This is a genomic window from Exiguobacterium profundum, assembly GCF_001909285.1.
In the GTDB taxonomy this organism is placed as follows: domain Bacteria; phylum Bacillota; class Bacilli; order Exiguobacteriales; family Exiguobacteriaceae; genus Exiguobacterium; species Exiguobacterium profundum.
In genome coordinates this window covers 1,954,277-1,970,743 of record NZ_MRSV01000001.1, presented here as the reverse complement: position 1 = coordinate 1,970,743, position 16,467 = coordinate 1,954,277, and the positions used below count along the sequence as shown (strand labels likewise).

Genomic DNA, 16,467 nt, shown 5'->3' with positions numbered 1-16,467 from the left:
AAGTGTGTAAAGTAAGAATCATCACAAAGGAGGAAAACACATGAAAAAAGTTGTTTCTACATCACTAATCGCAGGCGTCTTGCTCGTCCCACAATTGGTCGGTGCGGCAGAATTGAAGTCAGGCACTCTGACGAAACCATCAGAAAGTGCGCCGACAACCATTGTAAAAGAGTATGTCAAATCAAAGGGTGAGTTCAAGACGATCGAGTCGAAATCAGACAAAGTCGGGAAAGTGGTTAAACTCCAACAGACAGTTGATGGCGTACCCGTATTCGGTGGTGTGGTAGTCGGTGTCGTAGATGAAGCGGGTCAATTGAAGACAGTCGTGGATGATGAAAAAACGGTCAAAAATCTACATAAGTCAATCAAGTTAACTGAAAAGAAAGCCATTGCGAGTTACAAAAAGCTTGTCGGTCATAAAGGGGCCTACGAGCTCGAACCGGAAGCAGAATTGATTGTCTATCCAAAAGGTGACAAGTCGGTCTATGCATATCAAGTGACCGGAACGATCCTTGAAGCGGAAGAGCCATCCCGTTGGACATACTTCATCGATGCGGGGACGGGTGAGGTACTCAATAAATTCGACCAGTTGGCTCACGCAAGACCGACGAACGGTGTGACAGGTACGACTTATACGGGAACGGGAATCGATGTTCTCGGCTACAGCCAAACGTTCAAGACAACGAAGAGCGGATCTTACTATTATCTCCAAGATTCAACGCGTGGGAAGGGAATCTATACGAACGATGCGAAAAACCGTACGACACTCCCAGGTTCGCTATGGGCTGACGTGGATAACGTCTTGAACACGACTTATGACCGTGCCGCTGTCTCTGCACACGTCAACGCGACAAAGACATATGATTTCTACAAAAACACTTACGGACGGAACAGCTATGACAACGCCGGAGCTGCATTGAACTCAACGGTTCACTATAGCCGTAGCTACAACAATGCGTTCTGGGACGGAAGTAAGATGGTATACGGAGACGGTGACGGTCAAACGTTCACGTATCTTTCAGGTGCGCTTGACGTAGTCGCTCACGAATTGACTCACGCGGTCACGGAGTACACGGCAGGATTAATCTATCAAAACGAGTCCGGGGCGATCAATGAAGCAGTATCGGATATCTTAGGTACAGTGGCGGAATATAGCGTCGGCACAAACTTCGACTGGTTGGTAGGGGAAGACATCTACACACCTGGTGTAGCGGGCGACGGACTTCGTTCGATGGCGAACCCGGCTGCATACGGTGACCCAGATCACTACTCGAAACGTTACACAGGCACACAAGACAATGGTGGGGTTCACATCAACTCAGGTATCGTCAACAAAGCGGCATACCTCTTAGGTAACGGTGGATCGCACTACGGCGTATCGGTGCAAGGAGTAGGAGTCATGGCGATGGGGGATATCTATTACCGTGCCCTCAATGTTTACTTGACACCAACGTCTAACTTCTCAAGCCTTCGTCAAGCGGTCGTACAATCTGCGAAAGACCTTTACGGTGCGACAAGTCCGCAAGCGGTATCAGCTGCGAAATCATTTGACGCTGTCGGAATCTACTAAGTTCTCAACATCTCTTCCGAAATTTTCGGAAGAGATTTTCTTATGCAGTTTTTGGGTAAATCAAAGTTGAACGTCGAGCGAAAAGGAGAACGAGTATGAACACGAAGGAATTTATTGTATCACCAAACAGAAAGATTCAATTAGATGATATTCCAACGACTGTTTCAGACAAACCGGAGGATGACACCTTGACGACTGAACTCATCCCGAACAGTGTCGAGCGATTGAAAGAGCTACATTGGCGATTGTATGCCGAGAGTAAGAAAGGGATTATTGTCGTTTTACAGGCGCTTGATGCGGGTGGAAAAGATGAGGCAATCAGCTATATCTTTTCAAATTTGAACGCCCAAGGACTGAAGACGAATGCGTTTCAAAAACCTTATGATACAGAAAAAAAGCACGACTATCTGTGGCGAATGCATGACTTATTACCTGAAAGAGGCCAGGTCGGGATTTTGAACCGATCTCATTATGAAGAGGTCATTGCACCACGTGTACATGATTTGTTGGGGGACGAAGTACTTCCGGAGGAAATGGACCAGGAAGAGGTCTGGCAGATGCGATATCGTCAAATCAACGATTATGAACGCTATTTACAGGAAAACGGATTCGAAGTCATCAAGTTCTTTTTCAATGTATCTAAAGATAAACAACGAGACCGTTTGCTTGAACGATTAAAAGATCCGAAAAAGAATTGGGAATTCTCCTTCAGTGACATCGAAGAGCGGCAGCATTGGGAAGAATATCAAGGAATCTTTGCCGAGATGTTGTCGCACACATCAACGGAAGTCTCACCCTGGTATGTATTGCCGGCAGATGATGAGTGGTATAGTCGTTTTATTATTTCGTCAGTCATGATTGAAGTTCTTGAACGCATTGATCCACAATATCCGACTTTCACGGATGAGGAACAAGAGCGAATCGACGAGGCCATCCAAACCCTTGAGAATGAGTAAGGCGTGGCGTTCTCGTGAACACGTAAAAATCCCCTTGCACTGAAAGCGAATTCAAGCTAAAGTGATACAGTAGATTAAAGGTCAGACATCTGTACAAAGGGGTAATGAGTGTGGGTAATGTAAGTTTACTATTCGGTGGCGTCGCACTGTTTTTAAATAGTCTCGTTCTTCTCGGGAAAGTGGATAGCAAGAGCGCAGGATTTTTTATTTTGTTTACGGGACTCTTACAAACGTTTATCGCCACATGGTTATTGATTGGGGCGAGTCCAGAAGAGCAATTCGGTCATGCGAGTATCTATCTATTTGCGTTCACTTATTTATATGTAGGGGTGACGTTTATTTTGAATTTAGACGGACGTGGCGTTGGCTGGTTCTCATTATTCGTTTCGATTGCAGCTGCTTTTTACGGTGTGATGGCGATTGCAGAAAGTGATCCGATGGGAGCGTTGACGTGGTTCTTCTGGTCATTCCTTTGGGCGTTGTTCTTCTTTGGAATGGGACTCGAAAAACCGAATGAGGCCATCACAGCACGTGTCGCCCTCGTATTATCATGGTTGACGCTGATTGTCCCGGCGATGGCTGGGATGGCTGGACTGATGAACGGATGGTATGACATGGTTTGGTGGGCGGCGAGCGGTACGGCAATCCTGTACTTCATCGTTTCTGTCAAACGTACGAAACAGACGATAGAAATTGCTTCATGAAGAATTAAAAAACGATTCGAGGACATCGGACGCGATCAAGTCGTGCCCGATGTCCTTTTTTATTGAACGCTGAAAGGTCGATATATGCAATACTTAGAAAAGTGGAAATGAAAGATACGGTACGAATGTCGTTAATTCTCAAAAAGTGGGGTTGAGTTGATGATTGCACTTGAAGCGTTGAAAAGTAGGCTTGTAAATAATCGAATCGAAATTCAAAATGAAGAGGGATATGTGGACACGTTACACTTTTCATTCAGTGAGCCCGCGACGGAAGTTGAAATCAAGCGATTGAAGCAAATGATGCCAAATGACGTTATCCAATTTTTAAAGAGTCATAATGGTGTTGAACTATTTGTCCATCCGACATATGGTGGAGGGATTCGACTCTTTAGTGTGGATGAAATCATCGAATATCGTGAAATATGGGAGTGCCCTGAACAATTCATCCCCGTCGGTGTCGGGAGAGATGGGGAATGGATTGTTTGCGAGGTCTTAGGCGAAAATGAGAACTACATTTGGATTGGGGAATTTTTAACGTACGCAAATGACACCGAAAAACTTCCGGTGGATTATAGACGCTGGTTCGACTATTTGATTGTCGCCCAAGGTGCTCATTTTTGGGATTGGTTCAGAGGTTAAAAGATGATGACTGAGTATTTGATTTGAATGATGACTTTGAAATGCGCACTCTTTATTGAGTGTGCTTTTTTACAGTTATTTTGTGTCTGAAATGTGAAAAGTGGGAATGAGGAAGCTAAAGGAGGCGAAAGCAGATGAGTGATGGTCTCGTGTTATTACTCGGATTACTTTTATGTGGTTGGATGCTGTTTGCCGTCGTATTTGATGATAGAATAAAAAGAAGAATTTGATGGCCCGTCTCTTGAAGAGACGGGTTTTTAATTGAGGAGTGAGATGTATGAAAAAAATACCTGTCGTCGTCATCGTCGGGCCGACCGCTGTTGGCAAAACGAAGACGGGCATCGAACTAGCAAAAGCGTTCGACGGCGAGATCGTCTCGGGTGATTCGGTTCAAGTGTACCGGGGCATGGACATCGGTTCAGCAAAAGTGACGAAAGAAGAGGCCGAAGGGATCCCGCATCATTTGATTGATATTTGTGACCCTGATGATGCTATGAGTGTCGCGATGTTCCAACAATTGGCGCGTGCCGCCATCGATGATATTTATGCCCGTGGCAAGTTACCGATTATCGTCGGTGGGACGGGGCTATACATTCGCTCGATCTTATATGATTATGAATTTGTGGAGCAACCTGTCGATGAAGCACTGCGGGCTGAACTCGAACGGTTTGCAGAAGTCGAAGGGCGTGAAGCGCTACATCAACGATTGGTCCAACTTGACCCAGAGCGTGCGGCTACGATTCATCCAAATAACGTGCGTCGCGTCGTACGGGCGCTCGAGGTGGCGATGCAAGGTGATACACAGACAACAGACAGTACGCCATCCGAACATTATGATTATCGATTGTTCGTCCTCCACGCAGATCGTGAGATATTATACGACCGAATCAATCAACGCGTCGATGCGATGATGGAAGCAGGACTTGTCGAAGAAGTCAAACGACTTTTGGCACAAGGATATCGTGATACGCAGGCGATGCGGGCCATCGGATATAAGGAAATGATTCCCTTTATCGATGGAAAGATGTCGAAAGAGAAAGCGACCGACTTGCTTAAACAGCACACAAGACAGTTCGCGAAACGGCAATTAACTTGGTTCCGTCATCAATTTGATGGAATTTGGGTGGATATGGGTCGAAAATCATTTGAACTATCATATAAAAATATTTATGATGATGTAGAGGGGTTTTTTTTTTTATTCCGATTATTTTAAAGAGATAAAGACTAGGGGGAATCCAGCATGAAAGCGAGCTACAACATTCAAGACCATTTTTTGAATCTACTTCGAAAAGAAATGGTACCAACGACCGTATTTTTAGTAAGCGGGTTTCAAATTCGAGGTGTCATCAAGTCATTTGATAACTTTACTGTCATCGTCGAGTCGGAAGGTCGTCAACAATTGATCTATAAGCATGCGATTTCGACATTCTCTCCGGCACGTAATGTAACACTATATGAGCCGGATGCAGTTGAAGTAACAGAAGGATGAGCATAAGAAAAGGAGCGGCCCGGGGACCGCTCCTTTTCTTATGCCGTTTTTGTCGTTCCGGGTTGTTTGATTGCCTCAAGAACGCGTTGGATAGCGCATCCACCGAGGAGCGAATCCATTTGACCACAAATCTGAGTCGGCGTTGAACGGTGTAACAATGCGTATGTTCGCTTCCAAGCACGCTCTGCTGATTGGATTCGGACGAGAAGATCGGCGTGGCTCAGTTCTTTTAGTTTATCAATATTGAGTCGGTTCGTTCGAGCGAAAGCAGACAGGATAACCGCCTTCGCTAACGGCGTCTGAAGAGGATAACCGGAAAGCTCAAGCGCCGCCATAGCCCCTTTCATCTCATGCTCGACGATTTTGTCGAGTGATGCATCTTTGGCATATGGATTACCGGAAAGATGCGTGAGTGACTGTTCTAAGTCCTGCATCCCTACCGGACAAGTTGACGCTTGCAGAATATGTTCAATGGATTGTTGCTCTTGTGCATAACGTGTCGCTTCCCCCGAGGCGATGAAACGTTCATACGTATCGATTAATGAAATCATTATCGTTTCCCCCTTTATCGAACTACCTTTATCGTATCAATAATCGTAAGCGCTTTCAATATAATGATGGCAAAATCGTCACCCTACTAGAAAGTATGTTCGCCTAATAGACGGAAACACGATACAATGTCATAAGATGCGAGGAGGGAATGATTATGAACTATTATCAACAAATTGATCCGGTCATCGGTTCATCGATGAACCATGATCGGTTTCAAATACCACAAATAGACAAATCAAAGGAACGTTTAGACCAGTTAGCCGATGGGGCCCCTGTCCAAACAAAAGCGCTCGTCAGTACAGTCGAGGTTAGAGAAGGGAAGAATGGTGCGAAATGGCTTCAACTAAGTGTCACAACGGCGAACGGGATGATGCGTGCCAAACATTGGCTCCGTGGAAATGAAAGTGAACTGCTTCCAATCTACGAGTCGGGTGTCATCGAGCTATCAGGGAAAATCGATGTCTATCCAAAACCGGATGGCGCAAAATCGATTACGATTGACCGCGTCCATCCTATCTCAAAAGATGAGGCAATCTCGTTATTACCAGGCTTGCCAGGGGATGAGACGATGGAGCAGTTTGCGGATGAATTGTTCAGTTTGATTGATACGTTGTCACCGACCTATCAACAGCTCGCCTATGGCCTCCTTGATTTCGTTTGGGATGATTTCGTACTATCGCCAGCGGCACTCTACCACCATCATAACTATGTGGGAGGTCTATTAAAGCATACCGTGTGTATGCTTCGTCTCGGCTATCGGATTCAAGAGCAAGATGACTATTTGGCGATGGTGTTTCGTGTAATCAAAGAAGCGGAGCAGTTGCACAAAGTCGACCTTTGGAATACGATGAACGGTGTTAAAATCGAACAGGCATATAAAGGAACGTTTGAATCGCTGTATGCCGCCTGTGAAGCGATGGCCGAGCGGAAAGAACCGTTGAATTGGGATGAACTCGCACTTGGAATCCTCTTCCACGACATCGGAAAAATATATGAATACAGTCATCTGTTATCTAGTCCGAATCGTTTTGAGAAGTTATCTCCTGTTGAGGGCACAAGTGAAACGACCGGCATCTCCATCAACCCGATGGGCACACTAATCGGGCATATGCCATACGGTGGGCTATTGTTTGAAGAAACGTTACGCCAGATGTCGACGCGACTGCCATTGGATGTCCACCATCGAATCTGGCACATGATTTTATCACATCATGGGAAACGTGAGTGGGGATCGAGTGTCCTCCCGATGACGACGGAGGCTTGGATGCTTCACTTGATTGATTTATTGGATGCGCGTTATGAGAAATGGGCTCGCGCGCACGAAGATTTGTAAGAAAAGGGTGGTATCATGATTCCCGTACAATTAGTGACCGGATTTTTAGGAGCAGGCAAGACAACGTATATGAACCGCTTACTCGCGACGACGGATGAAAAAATTTGTCTGATCGTCAACGAGCTTGGCGCGATAAATATCGATGAACAATTGATCGTCAAGATGGACCAAGAGCAAATCGAACTCTCAAACGGATGTATTTGCTGTTCTATCCAAAATGATTTGAGTAAGACGTTCTATCAATTGGCTGCAAAGCAAGAAACATTCGACCGGGTCATCATCGAGACTACCGGTGTCGCGGATCCCGCACCGATCATTCAGACGATTTACTATGATGAATATTTGCGACAACACTTCAAAATGAATGCCATCTTGACGGTTGTGGATGCCAGTCAAATGGATCGTGAACTGTTCAAAGAAGGGATTCATCAAATCGCTTATGCTGATCTCATCTTGTTAAATAAAACCGATTTAGTGTCGACGGATGAACTCAATCAAGCACGCCGCCGAATCGAGCAACTCAATCCGACGGTGAGGATTGTAGAGACGATTCAAACAAAAGGCGATTACGAATTACTTGAGAATACGTTCCAACTGTCACGTGTCGATGAACAAAAGTTGAGCCAACTGACAGAGACGAGTGAATCGGTCTCTTCCCTTCGTGCGATCACGTTGAGTGCCGAGCGTCCGTTGTCTCGAGAGCGCGTGACCCGTTACGTTCGTGAAGTGTTGATGCACTATGAGGATGCGATGTATCGGATGAAGGCGATTGTCCGCTTACAGGATGAGGAGCGCAAGTTTGTCATTCAAGCGACGAATCAGTTGATGGGCGCAACTTTTGCAAATGAGATGCATGAAGGGGATCGTTCCGTATTTGTTTGGATTGGGAAGGAACTAGACCAAGATGCACTGGCACGGGGATTAAAAGCATGTGAGGTGGAGCAAGATGAAGCTTATTCTAGTTGACGGATTTAATTTATTGTCACGTTATTATTTTGCAACGGAGCGAAGACGAGCACAAGATCCGGAAGTGACGGTAAAAGGATTGCTTCGGAAGGTGGATTCCTGGACGACAGACTTTTCCCATATCGCTTTCTTTTGGGACGGGACACGAGAGTCCACCCACCGCTACGCGCTGTATCCTGAATATAAAGCAACGCGTAACGGACTTCCGGAGCCGCTCTTTGAAGACTATTTGAAATTAAGGGCTGCTTTGGATGAACGAGGCATCTTACAATCCGAGTTGACGGGATATGAGGCCGATGATTTGATGGGCGCCGTCGCGACAGCTTTTCCAGGAGAATCGTACCTCTATTCTTCAGACCGCGATTTACTTCAGTTGTTGTCTCCGAACGTGTTTCAAATCATGCCGAAAAAAGGTGAGGAGCAGCTTGTCAATGAAGCTTCTTTTGAAATGATGTACGGGGTGAAACCACATCAGTTTGTCGACGTGAAGGCATTGCAGGGAGACTCTTCGGATAACATCCCGGGGGTGCGTGGCATTGGTCCGAAGACGGCGACGATTTTGATTCAGCATTACGATACGATTGAGACGCTTTATGTGCATGTTCAAAATGAAACACTTGAAGCGCCCCATCAAAAAAAAAACAAAAAACTAGACGGCCATGAAGAAATCGCCCTCTTATCGAAACGACTGTCTCAGATTGATATCCATGCTCCTGTCAATACAGATTGGGAGGCGTACCGGTTTGGTTCACATCTATTTTGACGCGGCCACCAATCAGACGACTGGAGATAACGGAATCGGTGTGTGGATCAAGTCGTCCGACGGTACGGTATCGACGTTTAAACGTCGCATGCAAGGATTGACAAGCGTTCATGCGGAATTGGCTGCATGTGCTTATGCACTGGAACAAGCTCATGCATTAAAAGGTGAAACCTCATTCATGCTGTATTCCGACGCTGAAGTGATTGTTCGCGCATTAGAGCAACGTTTCATGAAAGATGCATCGGCGAAGCCTTTATTTCTGAAAGCACTGATTGCCTACGATGAATTGCCGACCGTGTTCTTGAAATGGGTCCCACGAGCGGAGAATCGAGCGGATGTGATTGCACGTGACGCATTGAATGGAATGAATTAAGCGACCGAGATCATTCTTGGTCGCTTTTTTGACGGAGTCATTTCTTTTTAGATGGTTTTTCGCTAAAATGAAAGCGTAGTCAACTATAGAGGGGGAATTATACATGGATTATCGGATCGAACGGGACACAATGGGGGAAATTAAAGTTCCAGCTACGGCGAAATGGGGAGCACAAACGCAACGTAGTCTTGAAAACTTTAAAATTGGTGCAGAGAAGATGCCACTTGAAATCGTATACGCATTAGCCATTTTGAAAAAAGGTGCCGCTTTAGCAAACGCTGAACTCGGTGTACTCGAGGAAGAGAAAGCAGCGATCATCGCAGAGGTGGCTGATGAGATTTTAGCAGGGCAACATGACGCAGAATTCCCGCTTGTCGTCTGGCAGACAGGGTCGGGCACGCAGTCAAACATGAACGTCAACGAAGTCATTGCGCATCTTGCGAATGAAAAGTTACAGGCTCGCGGAGCATCTATCACGATTCATCCGAATGATGACGTCAACAAATCGCAAAGCTCGAATGATACGTATCCAACTGCGATGCACATCGCCGCCATCCTTTCCGTACAAGATGATGTCCTTCCAGCAATCGACTCGCTTTATCAAACTCTTTCACAAAAAGCTGAGGCATTTATGGATATCGTCAAAATTGGTCGGACGCACCTTCAAGACGCGACGCCGGTCACACTCGGTCAAGAAATCAGTGGGTGGGTCCGGATGCTTGAATTGTCAAAACAGATGATCGAGCGCACGATTGAGCCACTCACGGAGCTTGCACTTGGAGGAACGGCCGTCGGAACTGGGATCAATGCACACCCTGAGTTCGGTGAAGTTGTAGCTAAGAAAATTTCAGAAGAGACGGGTAAACCGTTTGTGACAGCCGTCAACAAGTTCCACGCCCTCACGAGTCACGATCAACTCGTCTTCACACATGGTGCATTAAAAGCCTTAGCGATGGACGCGATGAAGATTGCGAACGACGTGCGTTGGTTGGCTTCTGGACCACGTGCAGGAATCGGAGAAATCACTATTCCGGAGAATGAACCAGGAAGTTCAATCATGCCGGGTAAAGTTAACCCGACTCAAAGTGAGGCGCTCACGATGGTTGCCGCACAAGTACTCGGAAATGATGCGACAATCGGTTTTGGGGCGAGTCAAGGGAACTTTGAATTGAACGTCTTCAAACCAGTCATTATGTATAATTTCCTACAGACTTGTCGTCTATTGACGGACAGCTTACATTCTTTCAATGATCACTGCGCTGTCGGAATCGAGCCGAATCATGAAGTGATCTCACATAATGTGGAGCAGTCACTCATGCTCGTTACAGCACTCAACCCGCATATCGGATACGAAAAAGAAACAAAAATTGCGAAATTGGCACATAAAAATGGTACTTCTTTAAAAGAAGCAGCCTTAGAAACCGGTTTATTGACTGAAGAACAATTTGATCAATGGATTCGTCCGGAAGAGATGACGTCACCGAAAAAAAAAATGAAAAAATAACACAAGGCGGTCGCAAGACCGCTTTTAGTATGTCTTTTTTAGGGCATAAGTCCTAGTAATATGTAAAACAATAGAAAAAAATAAGGAAATAGTTGTATTTCATCCTGAGAAGTCGCATAATCGAAACATAAGAGAATTCGGGGAGTACGAACATAGGGGGGACGGGAATGGAGCAAGGTCAACTCACTGAGCGTATACATATGATTTTGAAAAAGATATCGGAGTCGAAACAAATTCCAAAAAGCGATATCGAGTTTCTACTCGATTGGATGAAGAAGGAAGTTCGGCAACGACGATTGATGCATTTGTTAGAAATCTTTAGTCGTGTCGAGTCTGACGCGAAGGAGTTGCCAAGCGTCCTCACACATGCGGAAGCTTTGACCTTGATCTCTCCTGTGAAACGCTATATCCATACCGTCTTAGGGATTGAACAGGAGGATGAGGATCTTGTCCTCATCTTATCCGCAAGCTTTTCTACATTTAGTCGTTACAAGTCGCGCGTCGAGAAGCTCGGAGCACGTCCGGTATTTTTGCAGACACTAGAAGAGGCCGTCGAATACGATTATGAGGATGTGCCGAAAGCCATCATCATGGACGTTGAATTATGGCCACAATTTAAAGAGCGAGATATCCAATCTTTCGTGAGCAAGATGAGAAAGCTCTATGTTCCACTTATTGTCATCGGAACGAATGAACATTATCGTCTTGCGGCCTATTCATACGGATTCGACGATTATTGGGAATCGTGGGTGCCGATGGAGGAACGATTGGTGCGTCTCGGACTACATATCGAAAAATCACGTCTCGTATCAAAAGCGTTACTCGTGGATGAATTAACGGGTGCTTTCAACCGTAAGTATTTAAAGGCGACCTTTTCTCGGTTCATCTCGAGATTGGAGCGGTCTGGTGAGAGTTTTGCTGTCGCACTTCTCGATATCGATCACTTCAAACAATTGAATGATACGTTTGGTCACTCGTATGGCGATGACGTTCTTCATCGCGTTTCTGAAGAAATCCGTCATGCTATTCGCTCTAGTGATGAGCTCATCCGATACGGAGGCGAAGAATTTTTAATCCTCTTGAACGTCTCAGACCGTGCAATCGTCGAATCGGTACTCGAGCGAGTCCGAACACGTATCGAAGAGATGGAGTTTCCATACGACCATCAGGTGACGGTGTCGATTGGATACACCCGAGTCTGCCAGACAGGCTATACACTTGGAGAGTGGTGTGCCTACGCAGATGAGGCGCTTTATAAGGCGAAACGAGATGGACGAAATCGTGTCGTCCGATACACTTCTGCTGTTCGTGAGGAGAAGCGAATCGCCTATGTGACGATGTCTGCCAATACTTATACATCGCTCGCTGATCGACTCCCGAAAGAGCACCGCCGATATGAAGTCGTATACCGTCCTTACGAGGCGTATTCTTGTAATGACAATATCGAGATGTTCGTCTTGGATGATACGCGTGCACAAGAAGCGAGAGGGACGTTGTCTGCTGTGAAAGAGCAACGAGGCAAATATAGTCACATTCTTGCTGTATCGAAACGAACGGCGTCTGAACTCGGAGCAATCTATGACGATTATGCGGATGGAGAACAAGACGAAGTCATCACGAGAAAAATTGAACAGTGGCTGGAAAAATTGCCAGACTAAAAAACAGACATCATGATGCGATGTCTGTTTTGTCGTATTGTTTGAATGAAAAGGCATATGCATGTGTTTCGTCTTGCGGGTGGTCGATTGTACTCGTAATTGACCATTCCCCAATCCGTTCGGGATAATACGTATCGGCCTCGAACGATGCAGCGACCTCCGTTGCATAGATCCGGCTCGTCATCAGCATCGTCTGCTCATATAACGTGGCGCCACCGATGACAAACCATTCTTCATCTTGACTCATTTCGACGAGACGGTCTAAATCATGCCAGACTTCGACTTGATCTGCTGAAAAGGAAACATCTGATGTGACGACGATATTGCGTCGGTTCGGTAACGCTTTACCGATGGACTCAAACGTCTTTCTTCCCATCACGACCGTTCCGCCAGACGTGATGGTCTTGAAATGTTTCAAGTCATCTGGCAAACGCCATAATAAGTCATTATCTTTTCCGATTTCACGACCTAATCCATATGCGACGACATGTGAAATCATACGCTCACTTCTCCTTTGATGTGCGGATGCGGATCATATCCTAGAATTTCGAAGTCTTCAAAACGGAATGATTCGATTGAAGGGACGTCTCGGACAATGTTGAGTTTTGGTAGCGGACGTGGGTCACGCGACAACTGAAGTTCCACTTGTTCGAGATGGTTGTGGTAGATGTGTGCATCACCAAGGGTATGGACAAAGTCGCCGACTTCGAGTCCGGTCACGTGTGCGACCATATGCGTGAGTAGTGCGTATGAGGCGATATTGAACGGTACCCCTAAAAACGTATCAGCGCTCCGTTGATACAATTGACACGAAAGCTTTCCGTCAGCGACATAGAATTGGAACAATAGGTGACACGGCGGCAGGGCCATCTCCTCTAGCTGTCCTGGGTTCCATGCCGAGACGATCAACCTTCTTGAATCTGGGTTCGTCTTGATTTGGTCAATCACTTGAGCCAACTGATCGACAGAAGAACCGTCCGGGCGTGGGAAAGAACGCCACTGTGAACCGTATACTGGACCAAGATTGCCTTCTTCGTCTGCCCATTCGTTCCAAATGCGGACCCCGTTATCTTGAAGGTATCGGACGTTCGTCTCTCCTGAGATGAACCATAATAGTTCGTGAATGATGGAACGAATATGTAATTTCTTCGTCGTGATAAGGGGGAATCCTTCTTGCAGATTGAAACGCATTTGGTAACCAAATACACTCGTTGTCCCGGTCCCGGTCCGGTCTTCTTTTACGACACCATGGTCGAGGATGTGTCGACATAAGTCATGATATTGTTTCATACGTTATGTTCCTCCTTCTCAATCTCCTACCACTAAAGGTATCAATTGTGGGAAGGAAACACAAGATATAGTGTCGTGAATCAGGATGAATCCATATAAAGAAAAAACAATCATGATTCTTCGTTTTCGTGACTAGCGGTTTCGGGTATAATGGGGAATGAATAAAAGGAGGGGTTTGATGAAATTACAAGGGAAGAAAGTCCTTCAACTTGTCAGTAATGACTTCGAGGATTTAGAGCTTTGGTACCCGGTACATCGCCTTCGTGAAGAAGGGGCGCACGTGATCCTCGCAGGGGAGAAGGCCGATCACGCATATATCGGTAAATACGGTGTGCCAGCAAAATCTGACGTGGCGTTTGATGATGTGGACATTACATCGTTCGATGCGATCCTCGTGCCAGGCGGATGGTCTCCTGACTTATTGCGCCGTTTCGATTCGGTGAAAGGATTCGTCCGTTATATGGATGAACAAAAACGACCAATCGGTCAAATCTGTCACGCCGGTTGGGTGTTGATTTCTGCGAACATTCTAGACGGGGTGAACGTGACGAGCACGCCTGGAATCAAAGATGACATGGAAAATGCGGGAGCGATTTGGCATGATGAGCCGGTCGTCGTCGACGGACATATCGTCTCAAGTCGTCGTCCGCCAGACTTACCAGATTATATGCGCGCGTTCATCGACGTGTTCGCAAAACAGTAACTGAACAATAAAGGAGCTATTCAACGTTGAACTTAAAATCGAATCCATTACTTCGTAAATCAATGCAGTCCTCAGCTTACAGTGCCGAACCGATGACGAAAGCAGGAACATGGTCTAAAGTGTTCACCTTGCTTTTACTCGTGACAGCGGCAGCCGGTACGACATGGCTTGTCGTCCCGACGATTGGAGAAGGGCTCTTGTTCCCGCTCATGATCGGGTCACTCATCCTCGGCTTTATCTTTGCTTTGCTCATCACGTTTAAACCAAATACGGCTCCGATCGTCGCACCCCTATACGGGATTATCGAGGGTGTCTTCGTCGGATCGATTTCGTATTTCTTTGAAGCGATGGTCCCTGGTATTGTGGGACGTGCCGTATTAACGACGTTTGTCGTCGCCTTTGCGATGTGGTTTGTCTATACGACAGGGCTTGTCAAAGTGACACAGAAGTTTAAAGCCGGTGTCATGGCAGCCATGTTCACAGTCATGTTGTTATATCTCGTGCAACTCGTGATGAGTTTGTTCGGTTCAGGCTTGGCATTCATGACCGGTTCAAGCCCACTTGCGATCGGTGTTCAATTCGTGATTGTCATCGTCGCTTCACTCGCTCTCGTCTTGGATTTTGACTTTATCGCAAGTCAAGTCGAAGCTCGGGCTCCGAAACAGTTGGAATGGGTCGCGGCATTCGGATTAATCGTCACGCTCGTGTGGCTCTACATCGAGTTGTTAGATTTACTTTATCGTCTAGCGATGAGAGAATAAGAATCAATCATCGATCCGTTGGGTCGATGATTTTTTTACGAAAGGATGTGTCCATCTGTCTGCGCAAGACAGATTTATGATGAAGAAAATAGTGATTATCGGGTCAGGGATCGTCGGTGTTTCGGCTGCCTATCATTTAGCTGGTAAAGCGGATGTAACGGTCATTGACCGGAAAGAAGAAGGAAGAGCAACGGATGCCGCGGCAGGAATCGTATGTCCGTGGATTGCGCAGCGACGCAACAAAGCTTGGTATGCACTGGCGAAAGGCGGAGCAAGCTATTATCCTAAGGTCGTCAAAGAGCTGGAGGCTGAAGGGGAGACGGATACCGGATACAAACGTGTCGGGACGCTTGCGCTCCATGAAGAAACAAAGCTCGACCAGATGATGGAGCGAACGTTGCTTCGTCGAGAAGAAGCGCCAGAAATCGGTGAACTCGAACGACTGACTGCTGAAGAGGCACAACATCGTTTCCCACCGTTATCCGATGAATACGATGCACTCTTCGTGACAGGAGGGGCTAGAGTCGACGGCGGACGCTTTCGCGCTGCACTTGAGAGAGTCGCTATCAAGCGTGGCGTCACATTTGTCAACGGTTCAGCACGGTTGACGAGCGGAGATGAGATTGGTGTGGAGTGTGACGGAGTGAGATATGAAGCGGATGAAATCATCCTTGCGACGGGTGCTTGGTTACCGGAACTGTTACAGCCTCTTGGATATACGGTACGAGTCGAAGGGGAAAAGGCCCAGCTCGTCCACGTCCAGTTGAAGGATACAGATGCATCTGACTGGCCGGTCGTCATGCCGCCACGACGCCGCTATTTACTCGGATTTGACGACGGGAAAGTGGTCATCGGTTCGACACATGAGAAAGGAAAAGCGTTCGACGTTCGTCCGACTGCAATCGGAGTACACGAAGTACTGACGAAAGGTTTGGAGTCGGCACCTGGACTTTCCGAGGCAGAACTCGTGGGGACGAAAGTCGGCTTCCGTCCGGTCACACCGAATTCAATTCCCGTACTCGGAAGGGAACCTGGGGCAAAAAAACTGTTGGTCGCCAACGGTCTGGGATCATCCGGTTTGACGGTCGGCCCGTTCATCGGAAAAGTGTTGAGTGACCTCGTTCTGACAGGAGACGCGGAAGTGGATCTATCGCTCTATCCAATTGAAGACTTTATCTATCACACATAAAAAAGGTGACTGTCTGC

18 protein-coding genes are annotated in these 16,467 nt (G+C 46.6%); 15 read left to right on the top strand and 3 right to left on the bottom strand.

The window, feature by feature from the left end:
- Window positions 1-40 precede the first annotated feature (40 nt).
- The 6 genes from BBB58_RS10195 (at window position 41) to hfq (ending at window position 5,358) form a co-directional block, all read left to right on the top strand.
- Window positions 41-1,570, top strand: coding sequence for a M4 family metallopeptidase (locus tag BBB58_RS10195; protein ID WP_074037115.1), 1,530 nt, complete (start codon window positions 41-43; stop codon window positions 1,568-1,570).
- A 95-nt stretch (window positions 1,571-1,665) separates the two neighbouring features.
- Window positions 1,666-2,526: a PPK2 family polyphosphate kinase gene (locus tag BBB58_RS10190; protein WP_074037114.1), complete on the top strand. Its 861-nt coding sequence runs from the start codon at window positions 1,666-1,668 to the stop codon at window positions 2,524-2,526.
- Window positions 2,527-2,630: 104 nt separating this feature from the next.
- Window positions 2,631-3,230, top strand: coding sequence for an AmiS/UreI family transporter (locus tag BBB58_RS10185; protein ID WP_244150730.1), 600 nt, complete (start codon window positions 2,631-2,633; stop codon window positions 3,228-3,230).
- Between the two features lie 159 nt (window positions 3,231-3,389).
- Window positions 3,390-3,869, top strand: a complete 480-nt coding sequence (locus BBB58_RS10180; RefSeq protein ID WP_074037112.1) for an SMI1/KNR4 family protein — start codon at window positions 3,390-3,392, stop codon at window positions 3,867-3,869.
- Between the two features lie 277 nt (window positions 3,870-4,146).
- Window positions 4,147-5,082 (top strand): tRNA (adenosine(37)-N6)-dimethylallyltransferase MiaA, encoded by a 936-nt coding sequence (gene miaA / locus BBB58_RS10175; RefSeq protein WP_074037111.1) that lies wholly within the window; start codon window positions 4,147-4,149, stop codon window positions 5,080-5,082.
- A gap of 27 nt (window positions 5,083-5,109) precedes the next feature.
- The gene (gene hfq, locus BBB58_RS10170; protein WP_074037110.1) at window positions 5,110-5,358 is read left to right on the top strand and encodes an RNA chaperone Hfq; all 249 of its coding nucleotides are present in this window, start codon (window positions 5,110-5,112) and stop codon (window positions 5,356-5,358) included.
- 38 nt (window positions 5,359-5,396) lie between these two features.
- On the opposite strand, the gene BBB58_RS10165 is transcribed toward hfq, so the two are convergent.
- Window positions 5,397-5,909 carry a hypothetical protein gene (locus BBB58_RS10165; RefSeq protein WP_074037109.1) on the bottom strand — a complete coding sequence of 171 codons (513 nt, stop codon included), beginning with the start codon at window positions 5,907-5,909 and terminating at the stop codon, window positions 5,397-5,399.
- A gap of 155 nt (window positions 5,910-6,064) precedes the next feature.
- On the opposite strand from BBB58_RS10165, the gene BBB58_RS10160 reads away from it, so the two are divergent.
- The 6 genes from BBB58_RS10160 (at window position 6,065) to BBB58_RS10135 (ending at window position 12,507) form a co-directional block, all read left to right on the top strand.
- Window positions 6,065-7,243, top strand: a complete 1,179-nt coding sequence (locus BBB58_RS10160) for an HD domain-containing protein (RefSeq protein WP_074037108.1) — start codon at window positions 6,065-6,067, stop codon at window positions 7,241-7,243.
- A gap of 15 nt (window positions 7,244-7,258) precedes the next feature.
- Window positions 7,259-8,209, top strand: a complete 951-nt coding sequence (locus BBB58_RS10155; protein WP_074037107.1) for a CobW family GTP-binding protein — start codon at window positions 7,259-7,261, stop codon at window positions 8,207-8,209.
- A complete protein-coding gene (locus BBB58_RS10150) occupies window positions 8,190-8,972 on the top strand; it encodes a 5'-3' exonuclease (RefSeq protein ID WP_074037106.1) in 783 nt (260 codons plus the stop codon). Before BBB58_RS10155 ends, BBB58_RS10150 begins: the two co-directional genes overlap by 20 nt.
- Window positions 8,953-9,345, top strand: a complete 393-nt coding sequence (locus BBB58_RS10145) for a reverse transcriptase-like protein (RefSeq protein ID WP_074037105.1) — start codon at window positions 8,953-8,955, stop codon at window positions 9,343-9,345. The genes BBB58_RS10150 and BBB58_RS10145 overlap by 20 nt, the downstream gene beginning before the upstream one ends.
- A gap of 103 nt (window positions 9,346-9,448) precedes the next feature.
- Complete coding sequence (fumC, locus tag BBB58_RS10140) at window positions 9,449-10,849, top strand: class II fumarate hydratase (RefSeq protein WP_074037104.1); 1,401 nt, start codon at window positions 9,449-9,451, stop codon at window positions 10,847-10,849.
- Window positions 10,850-11,016: 167 nt separating this feature from the next.
- Window positions 11,017-12,507, top strand: coding sequence for a GGDEF domain-containing protein (locus BBB58_RS10135; RefSeq protein WP_074037103.1), 1,491 nt, complete (start codon window positions 11,017-11,019; stop codon window positions 12,505-12,507).
- A 10-nt stretch (window positions 12,508-12,517) separates the two neighbouring features.
- On the opposite strand, the gene BBB58_RS10130 is transcribed toward BBB58_RS10135, so the two are convergent.
- Window positions 12,518-13,006: a dihydrofolate reductase gene (locus tag BBB58_RS10130; protein WP_074037102.1), complete on the bottom strand. Its 489-nt coding sequence runs from the start codon at window positions 13,004-13,006 to the stop codon at window positions 12,518-12,520.
- The gene (locus BBB58_RS10125) at window positions 13,003-13,797 is read right to left on the bottom strand and encodes a thymidylate synthase (RefSeq protein ID WP_074037101.1); all 795 of its coding nucleotides are present in this window, start codon (window positions 13,795-13,797) and stop codon (window positions 13,003-13,005) included. The genes BBB58_RS10130 and BBB58_RS10125 overlap by 4 nt, the downstream gene beginning before the upstream one ends.
- Before the next feature lie 178 nt (window positions 13,798-13,975).
- Here BBB58_RS10125 and BBB58_RS10120 point away from each other — a divergent pair, with 178 nt between their 5' ends.
- The 3 genes from BBB58_RS10120 (at window position 13,976) to BBB58_RS10110 (ending at window position 16,450) form a co-directional block, all read left to right on the top strand.
- The gene (locus BBB58_RS10120) at window positions 13,976-14,500 is read left to right on the top strand and encodes a type 1 glutamine amidotransferase domain-containing protein (protein WP_074037100.1); all 525 of its coding nucleotides are present in this window, start codon (window positions 13,976-13,978) and stop codon (window positions 14,498-14,500) included.
- A 26-nt stretch (window positions 14,501-14,526) separates the two neighbouring features.
- Complete coding sequence (locus BBB58_RS10115) at window positions 14,527-15,261, top strand: Bax inhibitor-1/YccA family protein (RefSeq protein ID WP_074037099.1); 735 nt, start codon at window positions 14,527-14,529, stop codon at window positions 15,259-15,261.
- Between the two features lie 79 nt (window positions 15,262-15,340).
- On the top strand, window positions 15,341-16,450 hold the full coding sequence (locus BBB58_RS10110) for an NAD(P)/FAD-dependent oxidoreductase (RefSeq protein WP_074037928.1): 1,110 nt from the start codon (window positions 15,341-15,343) through the stop codon (window positions 16,448-16,450).
- Window positions 16,451-16,467: the final 17 nt, after the last annotated feature.

What these genes read in the sequence shown, in the direction of transcription:
- BBB58_RS10195 (WP_074037115.1), top strand. Translation starts at nt 41, where the DNA reads ATGAAAAAAGTTGTTTCTACATCACTAATCGCAGGCGTCTTGCTCGTC.
- BBB58_RS10190 (WP_074037114.1), top strand. Translation starts at nt 1,666, where the DNA reads ATGAACACGAAGGAATTTATTGTATCACCAAACAGAAAGATTCAATTA.
- BBB58_RS10185 (WP_244150730.1), top strand. Translation starts at nt 2,631, where the DNA reads ATGAGTGTGGGTAATGTAAGTTTACTATTCGGTGGCGTCGCACTGTTT.
- BBB58_RS10180 (WP_074037112.1), top strand. Translation starts at nt 3,390, where the DNA reads ATGATTGCACTTGAAGCGTTGAAAAGTAGGCTTGTAAATAATCGAATC.
- miaA (WP_074037111.1), top strand. Translation starts at nt 4,147, where the DNA reads ATGAAAAAAATACCTGTCGTCGTCATCGTCGGGCCGACCGCTGTTGGC.
- hfq (WP_074037110.1), top strand. Translation starts at nt 5,110, where the DNA reads ATGAAAGCGAGCTACAACATTCAAGACCATTTTTTGAATCTACTTCGA.
- BBB58_RS10165 (WP_074037109.1), bottom strand. Translation starts at nt 5,909, where the DNA reads ATGATTTCATTAATCGATACGTATGAACGTTTCATCGCCTCGGGGGAA.
- BBB58_RS10160 (WP_074037108.1), top strand. Translation starts at nt 6,065, where the DNA reads ATGAACTATTATCAACAAATTGATCCGGTCATCGGTTCATCGATGAAC.
- BBB58_RS10155 (WP_074037107.1), top strand. Translation starts at nt 7,259, where the DNA reads ATGATTCCCGTACAATTAGTGACCGGATTTTTAGGAGCAGGCAAGACA.
- BBB58_RS10150 (WP_074037106.1), top strand. Translation starts at nt 8,190, where the DNA reads ATGAAGCTTATTCTAGTTGACGGATTTAATTTATTGTCACGTTATTAT.
- fumC (WP_074037104.1), top strand. Translation starts at nt 9,449, where the DNA reads ATGGATTATCGGATCGAACGGGACACAATGGGGGAAATTAAAGTTCCA.
- BBB58_RS10135 (WP_074037103.1), top strand. Translation starts at nt 11,017, where the DNA reads ATGGAGCAAGGTCAACTCACTGAGCGTATACATATGATTTTGAAAAAG.
- BBB58_RS10130 (WP_074037102.1), bottom strand. Translation starts at nt 13,006, where the DNA reads ATGATTTCACATGTCGTCGCATATGGATTAGGTCGTGAAATCGGAAAA.
- BBB58_RS10125 (WP_074037101.1), bottom strand. Translation starts at nt 13,797, where the DNA reads ATGAAACAATATCATGACTTATGTCGACACATCCTCGACCATGGTGTC.
- BBB58_RS10120 (WP_074037100.1), top strand. Translation starts at nt 13,976, where the DNA reads ATGAAATTACAAGGGAAGAAAGTCCTTCAACTTGTCAGTAATGACTTC.
- BBB58_RS10110 (WP_074037928.1), top strand. Translation starts at nt 15,341, where the DNA reads ATGAAGAAAATAGTGATTATCGGGTCAGGGATCGTCGGTGTTTCGGCT.